The sequence below is a fragment of the Pseudobdellovibrionaceae bacterium genome (assembly GCA_015163855.1).
GTDB lineage: Bacteria > Bdellovibrionota > Bdellovibrionia > Bdellovibrionales > UBA1609 > JAAOIH01.
In genome coordinates this window covers 14,363-33,422 of the sequence record JAAOIK010000007.1, presented here as the reverse complement: position 1 = coordinate 33,422, position 19,060 = coordinate 14,363, and the positions used below count along the sequence as shown (strand labels likewise).

The following is a 19,060-nucleotide window of genomic DNA, read 5'->3' as shown; positions in this document are numbered from 1 at the left end:
ACAGATTAAGGCTGAAAAAGCTACGCTTCGCACATCCCTGCGGGCTGAACGCTTTTTAAGCCTTAATCTGTGGCTAAACAAAACAAAACAAAAGTTAGCCTCCCAAATTGGAAAGCTGTAAGATAGGCATGATCACGGCAAAGACAATGGCGCCTACTAAACCACCCATAAAAACAATCATTAAAGGCTCTAACAGGGCGGTTAATCCATCAATAGAAGTATTAACTTGAAAGTCATATGCGTCGCTCACTTGCGATAGCATTTCTTCTAAGTTTCCTGTTTTTTCTCCAATATTTACCATGTGAATTAGCATGGGAGGAAATTGTCCAGAGGCCTTTAAGGGAGCAGCAATGGACTCTCCTTCTTTAATATTATCACGAGCTTGGTCAATGGCTTCGGCAATAATATCGTTATTAACCACATTTCTAACAATTTGTAAGGCTTCTAACATGGGCACACCTCCATTAAGTAAAGTAGAAAGTGTTCTAGCAAATCGAGAAACCGCTAACATACGAATCATTTTTCCCACAAGAGGCAATTTTAACACAAGGGCATTCCATTTTCTTCGTCCCTTAATAGAGTTTTTCCAATTACGGAAACTAAAAATAAAAACACCTACACTTAAAATAATTAAAGGCCATTTGGTTATTAAAAAATTACTAAAATCAATTACAGCTAAGGTGTACCACTCTAAAGTTAGTTCTGGTGTAGAGTCAAAAATGCCAGTAATTTTAGGAATAATTACTGTAAATAAAAATACCATTAAACCCGTCATAACAAACATCATTAAAATAGGGTACATCATGGCTGATTTTACTCGGCTAATTAATGCACTTTGGGTTTCAGTAAACTCTGCAAGGCGTAATAAAATAACATCTAAAGTACCAGAGCTTTCACCAGCCTCTATCATGGATAAAAAAGTTAAATCAAAAACTTTAGGATATTTTTTTAAAGCTTTGTATAAATCTGCTCCTTCATTAACTTCTGTTTTTACTTGAAATAAAATAGAAGATAAATAAAGGTTTTCGGTTTGCTCTGCGGTAGCGTTAATAGAATCTACTATAGGTACATGCGAGTGTAGTAAGGTAGCTAATTGCCGAGTCATTAAAGATAACTCTTTAGTACTTATAGATTTCGAGGTAAACAAAGCATTTGTGTTACTTTTATTTTGAGTATTAACAATTTTTAAAACATAAAGTTTTTTTGCTTTAAGAATAGCCCGTGCTCTTTTTATATTTTCTGCTTCAACTTGACCTTTTTTATTTTTGCCATGGTTATCTAAAGCTTGGTATTGAAAAGTAGGCATGGTGTTTTAATGATCCACTTGGGTATTGGCTAAAATTTCCTCTATTGTAGTAACTCCTTCTAGAATTTTACTAATACCATGATTTCTAAAAGTTTGCATTCCATCTTGTAAAGCTGCTTCTTTTATTAAGCTACTATTATTTTTTTGCATAATTAAACTACGAATATTATCGGTAATTAATAAAAGCTCTTGTATCATAGTTCGCCCCAAGTAACCTTTGTGGTTGCAGTGCGCGCAAGACTTGGCTCTGTAAAATGTAATGCCTTTGGTTTGTTCTGTGGACAGTTGTAAGTCGGCTAACTCGTCATCGGTAGGTTGATAGGCTTCTTTGCAATGTTTGCACAATGTTCGGATTAATCTTTGTGCCATAATTCCCGATAAAGAAGTGGCAATTAAAAAGGGTTCGCAACCCATATCTATTAAGCGGGGAAAGGCAGAAGCAGCGTCATTGGTATGAATGGTAGATAAAACTAAGTGACCGGTCAAAGAAGATTGTATGGCAATTTTTGCCGTTTCTAAATCTCTAATTTCTCCTATCATAATAACATTAGGGTCTTGACGCAAAATAGACCTTAAGCCCGAAGCAAAGCTTAGTCCAATTTTCGAGTTTACTTGCATTTGTCCAATGCCAGGAATTCTTTGTTCCACAGGTTCTTCAATGGTTAAAATATTTTTATCAATACTATTAATTTGTGATAAAGCAGCATACAGGGTAGAAGTTTTACCACTTCCTGTAGGGCCAGTTACTAAAAAAATACCATAAGTTTGCGTTAAAATTTCTTTAATACTTTTTAAGCTTTGTTTTGATACACCTAACTGGGATAGCTGTAAAATTGTGCTAGATTGATCTTGTAAACGCATCACTATGCGCTCTCCAAAAGTGGTAGGCAAAGTACTAAGACGAATATCAATAGCTTTTCCTGCAACCTTTAAAGGAAATCTACCATCTTGAGGTAATCGCTTTTCTGCAATATCTAAATTAGCCATTACTTTTATACGAGAAGCAATGGAATTTTGTAATCGCTTTGGAGGTTGGGACACATCATACAAGGCACCATCAATTCTAAATCGAATAGCTAATTTTTTTTCGTAAGGTTCGATATGAATATCAGAAGCTTTTTCTTTTACGGCTCTTGCTAGTAAAGTATTTACAAATTTTACCACAGGGGCAGCATCATCAGATTCTAGTAAATCAATAATAGGGTCATCTAAATCCATTTCTTCATCTTCAATACCATCAATGGCTTCAAGAGCTGTGGCATTTTTTTCATAAACATGGTTAATGGCCTCTTGTAATAAGGAGGGGGGGCTAAGATAAAAATGAATAGGCGTGTTAAAAATATTTTTTAAATCGGGTAGCAAATGAGAGTTAAATGCTTCGGCACTAATAATATGTGTACCTGCTTGATCTTGTTTAAAAGCTAAAACAGAATTATTTTTTGCATACTGAATGGGAATATTTTTAATTAAATCTACAGCAATTTCATTATAATTTAAATCAGTTATATAGGGGATAGATAATTGTTCAGAAAGGGCTTGTAGTATTTTCTTTTGTAAAGACTGACTAGATTTTTCTTGCGACAAATTTAACTCAGACAAAGGCCCTTTTAATTTTAATAAATTAACAATTTGGGCTTCAGAAAGCTTAGTGTTTTTTAGTAAGATACTCTTTATGTTCATACATTTAATTTTGTGTTTCGGGAGAGTTTAAGTTTGGATTGTCTTCTATTAATAATTCTTCATCGCTGTCTTCAAAAGAAGTATCGTCACCGCCTTCATTGTCGTCACTAATTTCATTATCGTCATCGCCTTCATCCAAAGCCGGTACATTTTCTTTTGTCGAACTATTATTAAAATTGGTATTTAAAGCAGAGTGAGTATTGGCTTTAAATTTTTTAGCATTACTTAAGTATTTATCAATAAAACCTAGTCGCTCTTCTAACTTTTCTAAAAATAAAGCATTTTGTTGAGATTCATTTTGTATAATTTTTGGAGTAATAAAAACCATAATGTTTTTTCTATCTTTATTGCGGGAAATGCCTTTAAACAACCAACCTATAAGGGGGATATCTCCTAATAAAGGCACTTTAGTTTCTGTATTGCTACTGTCGGTTTGTGTTAACCCTCCCAGTACTGCAGTATCACCGTCATTAATAGTTAATAAAGTTTTTAATTGTCTAATATTAGTTTTTACACCATTTTCAATATCTGTGTTAGCGGCATCAGAAATGGACTGTATTTTTTGATCGATTTTTAAACGAACGGAGTTAGACTCTCTGTTAATATAGGGAGTAAATTTTAACTCCACGGCAACCTCTTCTCTTTCTACTCCAGAAGAAATCCCTGCCGCAGCAGAAGAAGAACTGGTTTTTGCCACAGGCACTTTAGAACCCACTTTTATCAAAGCCTCTTCATTATCCATGGCAGTAATTTGAGGAGTATAAAGTACATTACCTTCAGCGGTTTTTTTCAATACTTCTACTAATCCTAATAAACTAGAAACAGAACTAACTCCTCCAACTGGTGTGGGTAATTTAATTTCTGCTCCACCTCCAAAACCTAAAACAGCGCCTATGGAGTTTATAGGGTTTAAAATATTGGATAAGCTAGAAGTATTAAAACCAACTCTAGAGACTCCTGTAGGGGTCTTAATAAATTTTAAAGCATTTATACCCCAGTTTAAACTATTGTCTGAAGAAATTTCCATGATAATCGTTTTTACAAAAACTTGGTCTCGGGGAATATCTAATTTTTGTAATAATGCTAGTAAAGTTTGGTAATCTTGTTTATTTGCAGTAATGATTAAGCTATTAGTAACTTTATCAGCAGTAAGTTTAACATTTTCGCCTAAAATGCTAGTGTTTTTTGTTTTTGTGTTGAGTTGGTTAGCAGAGGGCCTAAAAAAACTACTTCTTCCGTTGGGCTCAGAAGATTTTTTAGTAGATTTAATATCTTTAGCTAATTTATTAAGTACGCTAGCAATTTTTTCTGCCTCTGCGTGTTTAACATAATAGACATAAACACCACCAGCATCTTCTGCAGATAATTGGGTGTCTAGTTTTTTAATTAAAGAACGCATTTTTCCAATACCTTTTTTATTTCCTACTACCACAATAGAGTTACTTCTTTCGTCGGCTACTACTAAGGAGTAAGATTCGGCTCCCGATTTAGTAGAACTTGTACTGGAAGATCTAGAAAATCTAGAAAAACGACTAGAGCTAGATGTAGATTTAGTAGGATTAATAATTTGATTTAATAGTTTAGACATTTTTTCTGCGTTAGCGTAATAAATAGGGATTACTGCCAACTTTTCTTCAAACCCCGGAACATCTAGCTCTTTCATAATAGTAGCAATTCTAGAAATATTATTTCCATAATCGGTAATGATTAAAGAATTGGTTTTTTTATAAGCATTAACTTGTCCCATTTTTGAAGTTAGTTGCGAAATATTTTTTTGAATTTGATCTACATTTAAATAACGAATTTTAATAATTCTTGTAATTAGTTGATCGTTATTAGGAAAGTTTTTTCCCGTATATACAGCAATACTATCTTGCTTAGCGTCTCGTGTAAGGCGAATTTTATAAAAATTTCCGCTCTTAACTACAGTTAGGTTGTTTAAAGCTAAAGCAGATAAAAAAGCATTATAAGCTTCTTCTATAGTAATTTGAGTGGGGGCAATGATGGTAATTTTTCCTCGCACTGCAGGATCTAAAATAAAATTGCGTTTCATCAACTTACTAATGGCTTTAGTAACTTCTTTTATATCTGCGTTAGGGTAGTCAAAGCTTTCAATAACTTGGTCAGCAGTGGCGATCGAGGGAGAAGTGTTTTTCGGAATAGATAAATTATTTGTAGAGGTTTGCCCAAAACTGGTATAAGGAAAATTAGTAAGAACAAAAACACTAAGTGTGGTAATAGTAAAAGTTATTTTTTTCATAAGTTACAGCCTTCTTCTTTCGTTTAGTTTATATTATAGGTAAATTCTTTCACTTGACCATTTCGTCTAATCTTTAGTCTTAAGTGAGAACTATTTTTGTATTTATTAAATAGTTCCCAAGGAGGAGTGCCATGGGCGGGTTGTCCATCAATTTCTAAAATAGTATCATTAGGTTTAAAGCCTAGGGTTTCAAAAATACTACCTTTTTTTATTTGCGCAAATCGAAAACCATCTATTTTAGTGGGGTTTCTTGAAATAATATTGGGGATAACATGTGCTTGCCTTAGTAATTTTCTTAAGTTTTTGGGTTTAAGGTATTTATTTATCGTTTTTCTAGCAATCTTATAAGAACCAGGTAATTCTTCTTGAATATTGGCCTCATTCAATGGAGTTTTTGTAAAAAATTGAAATTGAGTTTTTTCTGGAATTTTAATATATTCTAAACGATTAGAGTTTAAATTTTTAAAAATAATTTTTCCTCTATGTATTTCTGTAATAATTGCTAAATTTTTAATAGTGTCTTTAACCGAGTAAGCCTCTGCAGCACTGTTTTGAGAAAGGCTAACTGTAGCTACGGAGTAGTTAGGTAGGGAATTTACAATGGTTCCTAATAATTTAATACTTAAAGAAGAAGCCACAGGCTCGCCACTGGGAAGGGCTTGTTTTTTGGCTATTTGCTCTTTCTTAGATAATGGAGTGGGAATAATATTTTTTGCAGAAAAAATATTTCTTTCTAAAATGGCATAATACTGACTAGAGGAGTTAGCAAAAGAGAGGTCGGTGGTTGCAGTAAGCTTTAAACCCGCAGCTTTAGGAAACAAAATTTTTCTTATTTGCAACTGTGCTAAGTCGGCTACAATATAAGCCAATACGCTTACTAAAAGAAATTTAATAAAAATTGGATTATTTAGTTTTTTCATATACTTATATATTTAAATGCATTTACTTAGCGCCTAAATAAGCTTAGCAATTGTTTAGTCTTTTAGGCAGAGTTCTAAGGATAATCAGACTAAGGACGGGCTTCTTTTTGTATAAAAAATACATTTTTCTTTTTTCTTTTCCTTTTTTTTGTAATTTTTTGTACTCTAGCACTAGTTAATTTAATCTAGGAAAGATTATGAAGTCTTTAGTGTTTTTTGTCCCTATTAGGGAATCTTTTGCTTTTTTATCAGTTAGACAAAATGTAATTCGTATTCCCGAAGTGCTTATTCAATTAAAAGAAGCAGAAAGAATAATTAATGAGTCTTACAAAGAATTTGAAGGCTCTGTGGATTTAATTAGTATTATGCAAAGTGACTGGCCTCCTGTTGGCAAACCGTCGGTAAATAGTCATCTAACCCATAAGGGTGTGGAAAATACTTCTGCCAAGGTAACGGCTTTGCGTAAAAAGCTAAGCATAATTGTTAGCTATGTATCTCAGGTGGGCTTGTTTAATCGATATTTAAAAACCTATTCTTATCCCGAGTTTTTAATGGGTAACTCTATATCTTCTAAAGCCTTATCTGTTGTTTTAAAACGCTGCTCCATGCAAAAAATGATCAAAAGCATTTTAGAAGAAGACAGTGTTATAGAAGATGCATTGCCCACTAACTATTATATTATTTTTAAAAGAATTGCAGGAAAGTATGTAGAGCAAGAAAGAATAGACTCTGCCACTTTTAAATTTGGTTTTGAACAGATTGCTTTAAAAGAAAATTTTAAAGAATTTATATATTTGGGGCCAGGCCAATCTTTACCTGTTAAGTTTAGTAATTTGTCGGCTAATCAGTTTACCGAATTAGAGTCCATATCTATGGACCCTATGTTAAATTGGTTTTGGACTGATGTTCGCGAGCCTGTTTTTTCTACTCCAGCAAGTATTGTTATTTAGTTGTTATCGTCCACGCATTTGAAGTAAATAAACTTGTTTATTTCTTAAAATACGAATGTAATTTGTGCCTTTTTTTAAAGCACGAAAAGCCTGCTTTGCTGTTTTTATTTTTTTTAAATTTACATCTAAAATAATATCCAAATAAGCTAATCCAGATAAGTGGGCAGAGGAGTGTTTGGATATTTCTACCACTACGGGTTTATTAAGTTTTGCCAAGTAAGGAAGTTGCAGATATTTAGCAGATTTTTTGTTTGCATTAACAAGGTGAAAGCCTAACTTATAAGGGGCTTTGTAAAAGTACACCTTTGCTTTTTTAGAACTTACTTTTTTTGATAAAGGGCGTTTGTGTAAATTTTGAGAGTGAGGTCTTAGTTTTATTTTTAATTGCAAAACTTTATTTTTTCTATAAATAGTTAACAAAATTTGTGCATCACTTGCACTATTTTTTATAGCTTTAGATAAATCTCTTGAAGAGAGAATGGGTTTATTATTAAATTTAGTAACAATGTCATAGGTTCTTAAACCTCCTTTTTCGGCAGGGCTATTTCTTAAAACCTCTACAATTAAGGCTCCGTTTTTTTTATGAGCACCTACGGTTCTTGAAAGAGAGGGAGTTAAGTCTAGCATATAGATTCCTAAAAATCCGCGCTTTACAAATCCATACTCTTTCAGCTCTTTTAAAATAGACTTTACATTATCTATAGGAATGGCAAAGCCAATGCCTTGTGCTCGAGGGTCAATGGCCGAATTTACGCCTATTACTTCCCCCTGCATATTTACTAAAGGGCCGCCCGAGTTTCCTTTATTAATGCTGGCGTCGGTTTGTAAAAAAGGGAAGCGATTAAGTTCATCAATTTCTCGACCCTTAGCAGAAATAATTCCTTTAGTCATGGTGTGCGAGTAGCCATAGGGATTACCAAAGGCGGCCACCCACTGACCCACTTGTAAAGCTTGGCTACTTCCTAAAGAAGCAAAAGGCAATTGGTATTTGGTGTTAATTTTAATCAAGGCAATGTCACTACTTTTATCTTGCCCTATAATTTTAGCGATATATTCCTTATTATCTTTGGCCACTTTAACGGTAATAATATTTGCGTTGGCAATTACATGAGCATTGGTAATAATTAAACCCTTAGAACTAATAATAAAACCTGTTCCTAAAGAAGAGGGAGGTTCGCTTCTATGAGGAATATTATTATAAGGCAAATTAAAAGGTAAAATAGAAGGGTAAGTGTATAAGCTTCCTTGTTGCTTTCCAGCAATATTAACCACAGTGGGATTAATAATTTTATACAGTTTTATAAATTGATCGGCAGGTAATTTTTCTCCTGGAGAAATTTTTGACAAAATGTTTTTTGCATTTAACGAAAAGGAAAATAATAATAATATAAAGAGTAAAATTTTATACATAAATACCTTAGTGTTTAAATTTGTATAAACTGTGTTTGCAACTGGCTAATAACAGTATCTAAAAGTTTACTTTCTTCTTGAGTTAAATTATTTGTAGTTTTTTCTTTAATAGTTAGCAAAAGATCAATATTAAATTCTGCCATTTTTTTATTTACTTCCGTTTTTTCAGTTTCAGGATGAGGGCTTATTCCCATAGAAACCGTCGCAGAAGATGCTAAAGACATAATTAGTGTTGATAAATTTGCAGGTAAAGATTGGTTATCCATAAAGTATCCTTTTTATTTTTAATTAAGCACTGGTACATTCATTCTGCCAAATACATTCTACTACTAAATTTACAAAACTAAGGCTAAAAAAGAAAGAAAATATCAACTTCAAACAAAAACAACGCCTTGCATAATTTACAGCAATTCAGAAGCATGAAAGACTACAAGAATGTTTCCTTACACGCATAGCTTAAGCCCTTTTTTGCTAGAATTTTCGCAAGGCATAGGCTTGCGTTGGTACGGTATATCCTATATTGCCGCATTTATTTTTGCAGCTTTTATTATTAAGTGGAAAGTTAAAGATTTGGAATCTTCTTTAAAGGTAAAAGAAGTGTCTGATTTTGTTTACTTTGTGGCTTTTGGCATTTTAATTGGTGGGCGATTAGGTTATTGTATATTTTATGCCCCTCATTTATTTTTAGAATGGCATTCTTCGTTTCCTTTTTGGGGTATTTTAGAACTACACAAGGGAGGGATGGCTAGTCATGGTGGTATGTTGGGAGTCATTGCTGCTTGTTATTTATATGCCAGAAAAAAGCAGTTACCTTTTTTACACTTAGTGGATTTGGCAGCTTTAAGCGCTGGAATTGGCTTATTTTTCGGCCGCTTAGCCAACTTTATTAATGGAGAACTTTATGGAAGAGTTTGTGTAGAAGCCTGTGCTTTTGGAGTGCGCTTTCCTCAAGAATTATACCGTTGGTTACAAGAGATGCCTAGTAAGTTAAGGGCTTTGGCTCCTTTGGTAGAAACCATGTCTGCAAAAAACATTGGAGTACCAGGTGAAGTGATAAATGCGGAAATTTGGAATTCGTGGATTACTCAATTACTTAGTCACTCTTCTTCGGCACAATATCATGTCAATTTATGGATTCATAAAATTATTTTATTAGCAGAGCGTTCTAACCCCATGGTTGTGGACGGTTTAAAGGTTTTGAGCGTTCGCTATCCTTCGCAAATTTTTCAAGCCTTTTTAGAAGGCTTTTTAGTGTTTGTTGTTTGTTTTTTTATTTGGCAAAAACCTCGCCCCTTGGGCTTTATTACGGGCTGTTTTGGTTTGTGTTACTCCATAGCGCGGATTATCGGAGAGGCCTACCGTATGCCCGATTTGAGCATTGGCTTTCAGTGGTTGGGCTTAACTAGAGGACAGTGGCTAAGCATTGCTTTTATTATTCTTAGTATGTATTTTTTACTTTTTTCCATGCGCTCTAAAGAAAAAACTCTTTAGTATTTACAATTTTTTTGACTTTTACAGCCTAAACTTTTACAAGAAATTATGTATAAAAGGTCTTATATTTTTCTTTATAGTGCGTACCTTTTTTTATTGTTTCCGTTTACTATTTGTCATGCCACTAATTTAGTTCTGCCTCTTGCAAACTCTACCTTTTCGCACAGTTATAAGGGCACAAAAGTTTATCTGTATTCTCAAGGTAGTTATTTTAAAAGTATTGATACTAGTTATGCTAATAAAATTGGCATAATAGGTTTTGGAGGAAAAGGAAAGTATAAACGATTACAATTTCAACAAGAATTATTTTATAGTACCTACGAAAAAATTATTTACTTAAAAGCTCAAGAGTTATTTTTAAATTACAAGCCGTGGTTTATAGGGCAAAAAAAACATTTATGGAGTTGGGCGGATTTGTTGTGGAATAATAATTTATGGCAAGCAGAGTTTTATCAAAACCCTGTACAAGCTGTGTCTATGGGTTTGTTGGGTTTGCATTGGCAGAAAGAATATAAAAAGTGGTCGTATTATATTTTTTTTAGCCCTGTATTTTTACCTAGATATTCTTCCCACTTAAGCATTACATCAAATACTATTCAGTCATTTACTCCATGGAGACAATCTGCACCAGTAAGGTTTAACGATTTGCCTATTCTATATAAATTAAATGATTTTTCGGCTTCGCAGTTATTAACAAAACATAGTATTGCCCTGCAATTGAATTACAAACTACCATTGTCTTTTTTTGTTCGTTCTGCTTTTGCTTATAAGCCAAGTAACGCTATTTACTTAGGTTTAAAACCAGTGGCCAGTGCAAAAGCCTTAAATGTAAATATTAAACCTTACACTGTACAAGAATCTTTAGCCACAGTAGAGGGAGGGGTAAAAAACCCCAGTTGGAGTTTATTGCTATCAGCTACTCATAGGTCTTTTAAAAATAGTAAAGACACAGAAGCTGGATATTTTTTTGATAAATTGTCCAATGTTTTTTTATACAACCTTTATTACTCTATAAATAATAATAACAATTATAGTGTTTTTACCTCTTACCAAAAGGTACTAGGCTATACGGCTAAGTCTTATAGTCAATATATTCAATTAAAAGAAAATTTGTTTTCTTACCCGTACAATTACTTAGATGCAGTCACATTAGGCTTTAAAATAGTTAATCTATTTAATATCTTTGGTGTGGATTATAACCTACGGGCTACCTACGACTTTAAGCAACAGGCATCTATATTAGTTTCTCATTTATTATGGAGGCCCAAACCAGAAATAGAAATTTTATTTAATGTAACGAATTTTTATAAAAATAAATCTGTTGCTTATAATTCTAATTATTTTCTACATAGGTTTGCAAAAAACCACTTTATTCAAATGGGAGTAAAATATGTCTTTTAGTAAATGGGTATTTATTTTTATTATTAGCACCTCTTTAAGTTGTAGTAAAAAACTGTCTCCTGTTAACAGCTCTGTAGAGAAGATTAAGAATTTAAAATCCATACAAGATATTTGTTGGACCAATTTACCAAAAACTATGAAAAAATATTTTAGCTCCTCTAGTATGGATTTAAAAGAAGTAAATCGGTTTTGGCAATGTATAAACAACAGCCTTAAGCTATTTACTTCTTCTTTAAAAGGGGAGAAAAAGAAGCAGTATTCTTATGCAGATATAGAAGGTGTTTTGCATAAAGTTTTAAAAGACACACACTCTGCTAAAAAAATACTATCTATTATTACTTTACTAAAAGATTTATCTTTTTTTCGTGACACTAGGTTTCTTAATAAAATAGACATAAATTTTTTAACATCAACTATTAATACATTTAAAATAATATCTATTAATTTACACCCTCATAGAAAAATTTTGTTTTTTTCAAACGCTGGCTCTGTTTCTTATGATAAATATTTAAAGGCTACAAAGGCGTTAAAAAATGCATTTAACACTATTGAAAAAATATTTGTTTCTTATAAATCGTCTTATAATTTTGAATCCTTGGATAATTTTTTAAAGCTATTTTCTAAAAAACATAAAGAAATTTCAGAATTTGCCTTTTCTGTTAAATCTTTTATCTTTAAAGATAATAAAAAACAAATTGCTAATAAACAGTGGGGAGGGTTAATATCTCCCTTAGCCTCTTTGTATTCTGCTTACAGAGGCTTTCAGCTATTTTATTTAAATAATAACACTCCTAGCTTTAATAACCTTGATGCACAATTTAAGTATTATGGCTTTGTCGAAAATATGTTTGCAAAATCTTTAATACACAAGGCGGGTTTTCGTAATAGAAAAAAAGGATATGCAGTTAAAGATATTAAAAAATTAATATTGCAATACCAAAAAATTAAACCAAATAATCTTGCTATTACTTCTGACTTTTTAGACGCTTCTTGGTTAAGTATTAATAAATTGCTAAATAATAATTTATATAAAAAAGAGGGTGTAGAATTAAATTCTCAATTTTTTTCTATACAACATATGTTATCTTTAAAGGCATTCTTACTTAACTGGCTTTATGTTCAAAATTTAAATTTACAATTTTTAGGTATTAGCAAGCAATCTTTGTTTTCATCAGACACATTACTAATAAAACATAAAAAGCAAATAGTTAGCCAAGTAAATTTGGTTTCTATAAGACATTCTTTTTCTCAAAGAATAAATACATATATTGGAAAACAAAAAATGGATAACCATGGAAGATTGTTATTTACAAATTCTTTTAACTCTTTATTTACATGGAACAATTTAACGCATTTAAATCAAGAAAGTTTATTAATAAATTCTTTATTTTTTTTATATGCAGGCAAAGATAAAAAAATCAATTTAAAAGAACTAAACTTAGCTTTTAATGAACTTAAACCAATTTTTGTTTCTGCAAAAATACTAAATGCAAAAAATAAAAAAATTCCTAGTACAATTTATAGAGAAACCAATTTATTTATGCCTAGTAGTCAGCCTGATGCTATGATAGATAGGCAAGAGGCCACAGAGTATTTGCACTATATTTTTAGTGGTTTAAACATAAAAACCATGTGGGCTCGCGGAGTTAGTAAAAACTGCCCCTCTAAAAAACAAGGCTTAAATACTTTTTATAAAACTTCTTGTGTTTATAATCAATTTTTAGCTAATCAAAAATTTTATTTCTCTTTTTTACCAAAACAAATATATCAATCTGGTTTTTTAAATAATTCGAAAGAATGGTTTAATGCAGCCACTATTGCTGCAGGGCATGTGGATGGAAAGATTTTTAATAAGAAAAATTTATTTAAAACAGGAATGTTGTTACAATATGTTGCTACTATTTTTCAGAAGTTTGATAGTGATGCTAATTTACAAATATCGTATTTTGAAAGTTTAAACTTTTTCCCCTTAGTCAAAGAAGCTTTACAAAGCGTTCTGCCTGTAGAGGACACTTTAGAGCTACAACATTTATATACTTATGTATTAAAAGAGGGAGCGCTTCCTAACCCCAGTTCTGATGTTTTATCAGAGTTTCGCCTTCTATCGTGGTCGTTAAACCCCAACAAAGCCTATCAGGCGTCTTTTTTACAGATATTAAAAGTATTTAAAGCTCTTCGATCCATTACGGCTAACTAACAAATTCCCTCTTTTTTTGGCGTAAGTACCTAAAATTACTGACTTTGTAAAAAATACATATTCACACTTATCTCAGATTTATAGCAGAATATTTAGTATAATGTGGCTATAAACATAAGAAAGAACAAGGGCTTTTAATGAAGAGATGTACTTATATTTTGCTATATTTTATAGCAGCATTATTTTTTACAATTACTACCAGTGCTTCTTGGAAGGCTTCTGTAAATGCAGAATTTAATTATTATTTAAGCCCTATACAGTTTAGCCAGCTATCACAAAACATTACACAATTACAACCTAGGTTAGTTTACTCTTCACAACATAAAAAAAACGCTAGTTATTTTTATGCAGATATGGGAGGGATAATTTCTTCCGAGTTTGATGACAGTCATGTAGTAATTCCCGAATTATTTTTTTTATATAATTTTTCTTCTACAAAGGTTAAAAAAAGCCAGCTGGTATTTGGTAGAAAAAAAATAAATTGGTCTCTATTAGAGGCCGATTGGAATTTGGGCTTATTAGGTTCTTATGTAAAAGTAAACCCTTTACGACCTCAAAAACAAGGTTTGTTGGGCGTGTTTTATAAATATCAAACTTCTAAAATTCTTTTACGATTGTTTGTTAGTCCCGTGTTTATTCCTAATCAAACCGGTGCAGTGGATATAGCGGATGGTAAAATTCATATTTTTAATAGATGGCAACCTTTTTTGTATTATAACTCTATCTTAGGAAAAAGCATACATTACCGTCTTCAGGATATTAATTATTATAATTTTTTGCAGCAGTGGAGTGTGGGTGTTTGGGGACAAAAGCAAGTAAATAAGTGGTATTTTACAGGAGCTTATTTTTATAAACCTTATGCAAGCCCTTATATTTATGCAAATGTTACAGACACCTTGGGTTTAAAAAATAGTGTGCAGGTATTGGTAAAAGCAAAGCCGGTGATGCAACATTTGGCTTTTTTTGAAGTGCAATTAAAGCAAAAACAGTTTTCTGAATATTTATCAGTAGTACTTGATAAACCACAAAAGCTTTCCTTTGTAGACAATGATAAATACTCTGCTTTAGCAGATAAAAATATTTTAGCATTAGGCCTTAAATACAGCAATATATCTACAGATATTAATTTTGGAGGTATTTATACACGCTTTAATATTCTTCAACAATCTTTACTCTCTGCAGGGAAAGATTTAAGAGGGATCAAAAATATTTATGGATACCCTTATCAATCTGCTGTTTTTCTTCAGATGAAACAAAAAAATATTTTATTTTCTTTAGATACTTTTTTTGTAAAATACACACAAATTTTTACCTCTAAGGTAGAAATTTTTTCATTAAAATATTCTAAAATCATTGGAAGCCATACACTAGCCTTTGGATTAGATATTTTAGGGCATCCGTTTTCTGAACAATTAGAAGGGGTATTTGCCAGCAATGTTTCTAATGATTTTGCTTACTTAGGGTGGAGTTATGTATTGTAATATGTATATAATATATACGAAAATAATGAATTATATAGAGGTTTTATGGCTAAAACAGGCCGATACAATAGTAGGATTATAGCTTTATGAAATTAATACTTGTACTCTTTTTTATGATTAGTTTTAGCTCTTGTAACTTAAAAGTTCAAGAATTAGCAAAAACTTATGTTAAATCCTCTGTTGATTCTAATAAATGTTTAAAAAACTTTTCAAAAAACATGAAAGCCTACTTTGCAGCAAAAATTTCTGCCAAAGACTTTGAAGGGTTTTGGGTATGCTTTTCTAATTCCATAGCTATTTTTTCTGCTTCTGTTGAGGGAAAAGAAACCGGACAATTTACTATGAAAGAAATATTTACTTATATTTCTGAATTGTTAGATGAAAAGCCAGAAGTTACTGAAGATTTAACAAAACAAATGCTTCTTTTAAAGCAGTGGCTAGTGGGCGGTAATGAAATTGTTACCAAAGAAGAACTAAAGCAAATTTCTAATATTTTAAATGAAATGACACCGCATTTATTAAAACTTTTAAAAAATATGGAATTTTATAACTTAGCTATAGAACCAGATTCCATCGAAAGCCTTTTATCTAAATACTCTTGGTCGCAAGTGCAGGTTAAGCTAAAACACTCGGGGGCTGTGTTTACTGATGTATTATCTTACTTTAGTACAATGCGTTCAAAAACTAATTACTCTTATGATAATTTGAAAAAAGTATTAGCACAAATAGATTTGTTTTTTGGTGCCGGAAAAAAATCTACTTTTTCTAAATTTATAAACAAACAAGAAAAATTGTTTAACGCCATAAAAACATTACTATCCCCTGAAAATAATGTTAACCAAATTTCTTCTCAAGAATTACAACAATTTTTATCTTTATTTTCTAAGGTATATCCTTTATTTGTGCAATATCAATTAACAATGCAGGGGCAGAGTTTATTTCAAGCCGAAAAATTAGAATATTTTATTTTATGGATGGATAGAACTTTTACAGTAATTAGTAACTTGATAGAAAAACAACCTAGCAATACTATCGCTTACTCTAGGCTAGTCCCTGTTTTCGAAGTGCTTCACAGTCGTTCTGTTTTGCCTTTTAAAGCCAACGAAAAATTATTATCTATATTTATTGGTAAGTTTTTTACTGAATTAAAAGACAGGCCTAATCTTTCTGGCTTAAATTCTAAATCCTTACAAAAGATTAAAGAAACAGTAAATAGATGGACAAGAGCACAAATTTTGTTATCAAAAAACCACAATTCAAAAATATTGAAAAAACCATGGTTAAAAAAATCGGAAAAAGATTTTAAATACTACGACAAATTATTATCCATTTCAAAAAATAGTATTTATACTTTTGAAAATTTAGGAATAGCTCATTTAACCTCAAAGTTAACACTAGAAAAACGAAGTCCTTATAATTTATTTACTCATAATAATATATTAAGCTTAGTAGAGGGAATTTTTTACGCTTATAATGTAAAATATGCTAAGGCTGTGGAGGCTAATCAACCTAATAAGATTATTTTTAATCAAGAATTGAGTGTTAAAGAAATTAACGCTTTAGCAGAAGATTTTTTAGTATTATTAAATACTTTTGGCCCTACTATTCCTATCAAAAAAGAAGAATTTGCTAGCTTAACTCATATTCTTTCTCAGTTTTTTTCTTATAGTGCTAGAGGGTCAGTGGTAGAAGATCAAAAAATTTCTTGCAATTTTTATTGCGGAACAGATGATATGGGAGAAAGCATTGATTTTGTTAATAATCGTCATTTGGTATCTGAATCTTTATCTTTTACAGAGGTTTACGAATTTTTTAGTAGTCTTTTATCGGCTTTAGTACAATCTAACTTAGAGCTAAAATCTATAACAAAACAATGCAGTCAAAACTGTGCAAGTTTTTTCTTTGACAAAATAAAAAAGGCTTCGGGATTTCCGATTTTGGATAAGTATTTTTCTACAGCTACATCCGCAGCCAAAGAAGAGTTCTTTTCTTTATTGTATAATAATATTTTTAAAAAAAGCCAAGAAGTAACTCGCACTAATTTATTTTTATCTTATTCTGTATTCAATTTTATTGAATCGGTAATGTTAAAATACGATACAGATAGTTCGGGAGTTTTAGATAAAAAAGAATTAGTACCAGCAGAGAAGGTTTTTGAAGGCTTAGTGATTAAATTATTAGAGGCACAAGATATGGACACTGATCAAGCGTCTGTTCGGCAAGCTTTTCATTATGCTTTAACTGTGCCTTTTGATGCTAATTTTTGGAGAAAGTTTAACTTCTTATTTAATCCGCCTTCTTTGCAGGGAGACCCTTTATCTTTAGCTCGAATATTGGCGACTATTGTTTCTGAAAAGTAATATTATTTCTGCAAAGTAATAAAAGAGTCATAGACAAAGCAATTAGTTCTTTACTATTGCAACAAATTTTTGTGAGTTAAATGATGCACGGCTTGCTTAGAGTGCAATTGTTTATAAATTTGATTACCAGCTAGGTAGATTAAAATTGTACTTAGTTGAGTGTATAAAAGCAATTTTGTTTCAGGGATGGTATATTGATTTAACTTTAGCGTTTTTTCTATCATTAAGTTCATTTGTTCTGGGTTATTATGCTGAGGCCAAAGCTTAGGTTGCAACTGTTCGTTAAGGCTGGGGTGAGTAAAAAAATGATCGGTTAGTTGTTTTAAGGCTTCAAAAGAAAAGTCGTTTTGAAAATACTTGGCAAAGGCATTTTGTTCTAAAGACGAAGTTTTTAATTGTTTTAGTAAATCTTGTATAATCGATAAATCGCCAATTTTTTTTAAAATAACCTCAGAGTGTAAAGCATTTAACGAATTTAATAACGGGTACAAAAACACTTCGATACCAGAGAAGGCCTGACTAGATCGCGTCAGTACTTCGGGGCAATTAAAAACATTGGCAATAATGTTATTTTTTTGTGCTTGTTTTGCAATATCTTCGAGTGCTAATTTAGCCCAACCTTGTATATAGGGTGCGTAAGCGGCCCACTGATACTTGTCTTTAACTAAAATGCAGTTACCACGATAACCAAAGGCGGCATAAGAGACATTAATATTTTTTTTAGTCCATAAGTCTCTTAAGCTTTTTGTTTCTGTAATTAAGTCTTCAAAGCTGTCTGCGGTTACTGATTGAAAGCTTTCTAAAGAGGCTGTGCCTAAATTTGTGGCACAAAATTGTTTTGAAGAATAAAAGCGTTTGCCGTGACCTTTTAAAACTTTATTTAAAACAGCCATTAAAAGTTTAGCTCTAGGGATACCGCCAGCCATAGTGTGTATAAAATGAATGTCTTTTATATCTTCTGTTATATAAGGGCTAACGGCATTTAAAAATTTTTGAATTTGTTTTTTAAATTTTATTCTAGCCTCTTTTTTAGCTGTGGATAAGGCAATGTCTTTTATGGAAAAGTCTTCCCAAGTTTTTAAGCCGTATTGGTTAATACAGTCCACAAGGCTTTTTCCTTCATAAGGTTCTAAGTCAAAGCCTGCCTCTAAAGGAATATTAATTAATAAACTAGAATCCGATAAATTTAGTTCTTCGCATTTTTTGGCTAATTCCTCTTCGTTAAGAGGTCTTAATTGTTGTTCCAAAGTGCGTCGCCCCATGGTGCTATAAATAATTTTGGCATTATGTTTTTTAGCTTGAGCGATTAAGCCTTGAATATAACCTTTGGGAAATACTTCTCCAAAAATAATAAAAATAGAAGAGGGGGAAGATGGCATAGTGGCAATAAATTATAATTATTTTACAGTATTTGGCTCTTAACTATTTAACATAATGAATTCTTTTAAAAAAGCTAGATTATTTTATATAATTAACCCATTTTATACTTTTTTCTGTATGCTTTTTGTGTTTTTTTCAAAAACTAGTCCTTTTTCTTTTAAATAACGAAAAGATTTCAATATATTAGGCTTTTATGTTATTTTTGTAGTTATTGTAATAGCAAG

Annotated in this window: 13 protein-coding genes; 6 read left to right on the top strand and 7 right to left on the bottom strand. The window is 31.6% G+C overall.

Annotated features, from left to right (window positions below):
• Positions 1 to 94: 94 nt before the first annotated feature.
• The 4 genes from gspF to HAW63_00570 are packed head-to-tail and all read right to left on the bottom strand — an operon-like array spanning position 95 to position 6,166.
• The gene (gene gspF / locus HAW63_00585) at positions 95 to 1,306 is read right to left on the bottom strand and encodes a type II secretion system inner membrane protein GspF (GenBank protein ID MBE8162473.1); all 1,212 of its coding nucleotides are present in this window, start codon (positions 1,304 to 1,306) and stop codon (positions 95 to 97) included.
• 6 nt (positions 1,307 to 1,312) lie between these two features.
• Positions 1,313 to 2,995, bottom strand: coding sequence for a type II secretion system ATPase GspE (gene gspE / locus HAW63_00580; GenBank protein MBE8162472.1), 1,683 nt, complete (start codon positions 2,993 to 2,995; stop codon positions 1,313 to 1,315).
• Positions 2,991 to 5,246, bottom strand: a complete 2,256-nt coding sequence (gene gspD / locus HAW63_00575; protein MBE8162471.1) for a type II secretion system secretin GspD — start codon at positions 5,244 to 5,246, stop codon at positions 2,991 to 2,993. The genes gspE and gspD overlap by 5 nt, the downstream gene beginning before the upstream one ends.
• Before the next feature lie 23 nt (positions 5,247 to 5,269).
• The gene (locus HAW63_00570) at positions 5,270 to 6,166 is read right to left on the bottom strand and encodes a hypothetical protein (protein ID MBE8162470.1); all 897 of its coding nucleotides are present in this window, start codon (positions 6,164 to 6,166) and stop codon (positions 5,270 to 5,272) included.
• Positions 6,167 to 6,363: 197 nt separating this feature from the next.
• Here HAW63_00570 and HAW63_00565 point away from each other — a divergent pair, with 197 nt between their 5' ends.
• Positions 6,364 to 7,116: a hypothetical protein gene (locus HAW63_00565; GenBank protein MBE8162469.1), complete on the top strand. Its 753-nt coding sequence runs from the start codon at positions 6,364 to 6,366 to the stop codon at positions 7,114 to 7,116.
• 3 nt (positions 7,117 to 7,119) lie between these two features.
• Here HAW63_00565 and HAW63_00560 read toward each other — a convergent pair whose 3' ends face one another.
• Together HAW63_00560 and HAW63_00555 are read right to left on the bottom strand one after the other, a co-directional pair.
• Positions 7,120 to 8,526 carry a PDZ domain-containing protein gene (locus tag HAW63_00560; protein ID MBE8162468.1) on the bottom strand — a complete coding sequence of 469 codons (1,407 nt, stop codon included), beginning with the start codon at positions 8,524 to 8,526 and terminating at the stop codon, positions 7,120 to 7,122.
• Between the two features lie 14 nt (positions 8,527 to 8,540).
• Complete coding sequence (locus HAW63_00555) at positions 8,541 to 8,792, bottom strand: DUF1844 domain-containing protein (GenBank protein ID MBE8162467.1); 252 nt, start codon at positions 8,790 to 8,792, stop codon at positions 8,541 to 8,543.
• A 169-nt stretch (positions 8,793 to 8,961) separates the two neighbouring features.
• On the opposite strand from HAW63_00555, the gene lgt reads away from it, so the two are divergent.
• From lgt to HAW63_00530, 5 genes are all read left to right on the top strand, one after another.
• Positions 8,962 to 10,017, top strand: coding sequence for a prolipoprotein diacylglyceryl transferase (lgt, locus tag HAW63_00550; protein MBE8162466.1), 1,056 nt, complete (start codon positions 8,962 to 8,964; stop codon positions 10,015 to 10,017).
• A gap of 48 nt (positions 10,018 to 10,065) precedes the next feature.
• Positions 10,066 to 11,418, top strand: a complete 1,353-nt coding sequence (locus tag HAW63_00545) for a hypothetical protein (GenBank protein ID MBE8162465.1) — start codon at positions 10,066 to 10,068, stop codon at positions 11,416 to 11,418.
• Positions 11,408 to 13,615 carry a hypothetical protein gene (locus tag HAW63_00540; protein ID MBE8162464.1) on the top strand — a complete coding sequence of 736 codons (2,208 nt, stop codon included), beginning with the start codon at positions 11,408 to 11,410 and terminating at the stop codon, positions 13,613 to 13,615. Before HAW63_00545 ends, HAW63_00540 begins: the two co-directional genes overlap by 11 nt.
• 137 nt (positions 13,616 to 13,752) lie before the next feature.
• A complete protein-coding gene (locus tag HAW63_00535) occupies positions 13,753 to 15,096 on the top strand; it encodes a hypothetical protein (GenBank protein ID MBE8162463.1) in 1,344 nt (447 codons plus the stop codon).
• A gap of 86 nt (positions 15,097 to 15,182) precedes the next feature.
• On the top strand, positions 15,183 to 17,456 hold the full coding sequence (locus HAW63_00530) for a hypothetical protein (protein MBE8162462.1): 2,274 nt from the start codon (positions 15,183 to 15,185) through the stop codon (positions 17,454 to 17,456).
• Between the two features lie 53 nt (positions 17,457 to 17,509).
• Here HAW63_00530 and HAW63_00525 read toward each other — a convergent pair whose 3' ends face one another.
• Positions 17,510 to 18,835, bottom strand: a complete 1,326-nt coding sequence (locus HAW63_00525) for a hypothetical protein (protein ID MBE8162461.1) — start codon at positions 18,833 to 18,835, stop codon at positions 17,510 to 17,512.
• Between the last annotated feature and the right edge of the window lie 225 nt (positions 18,836 to 19,060).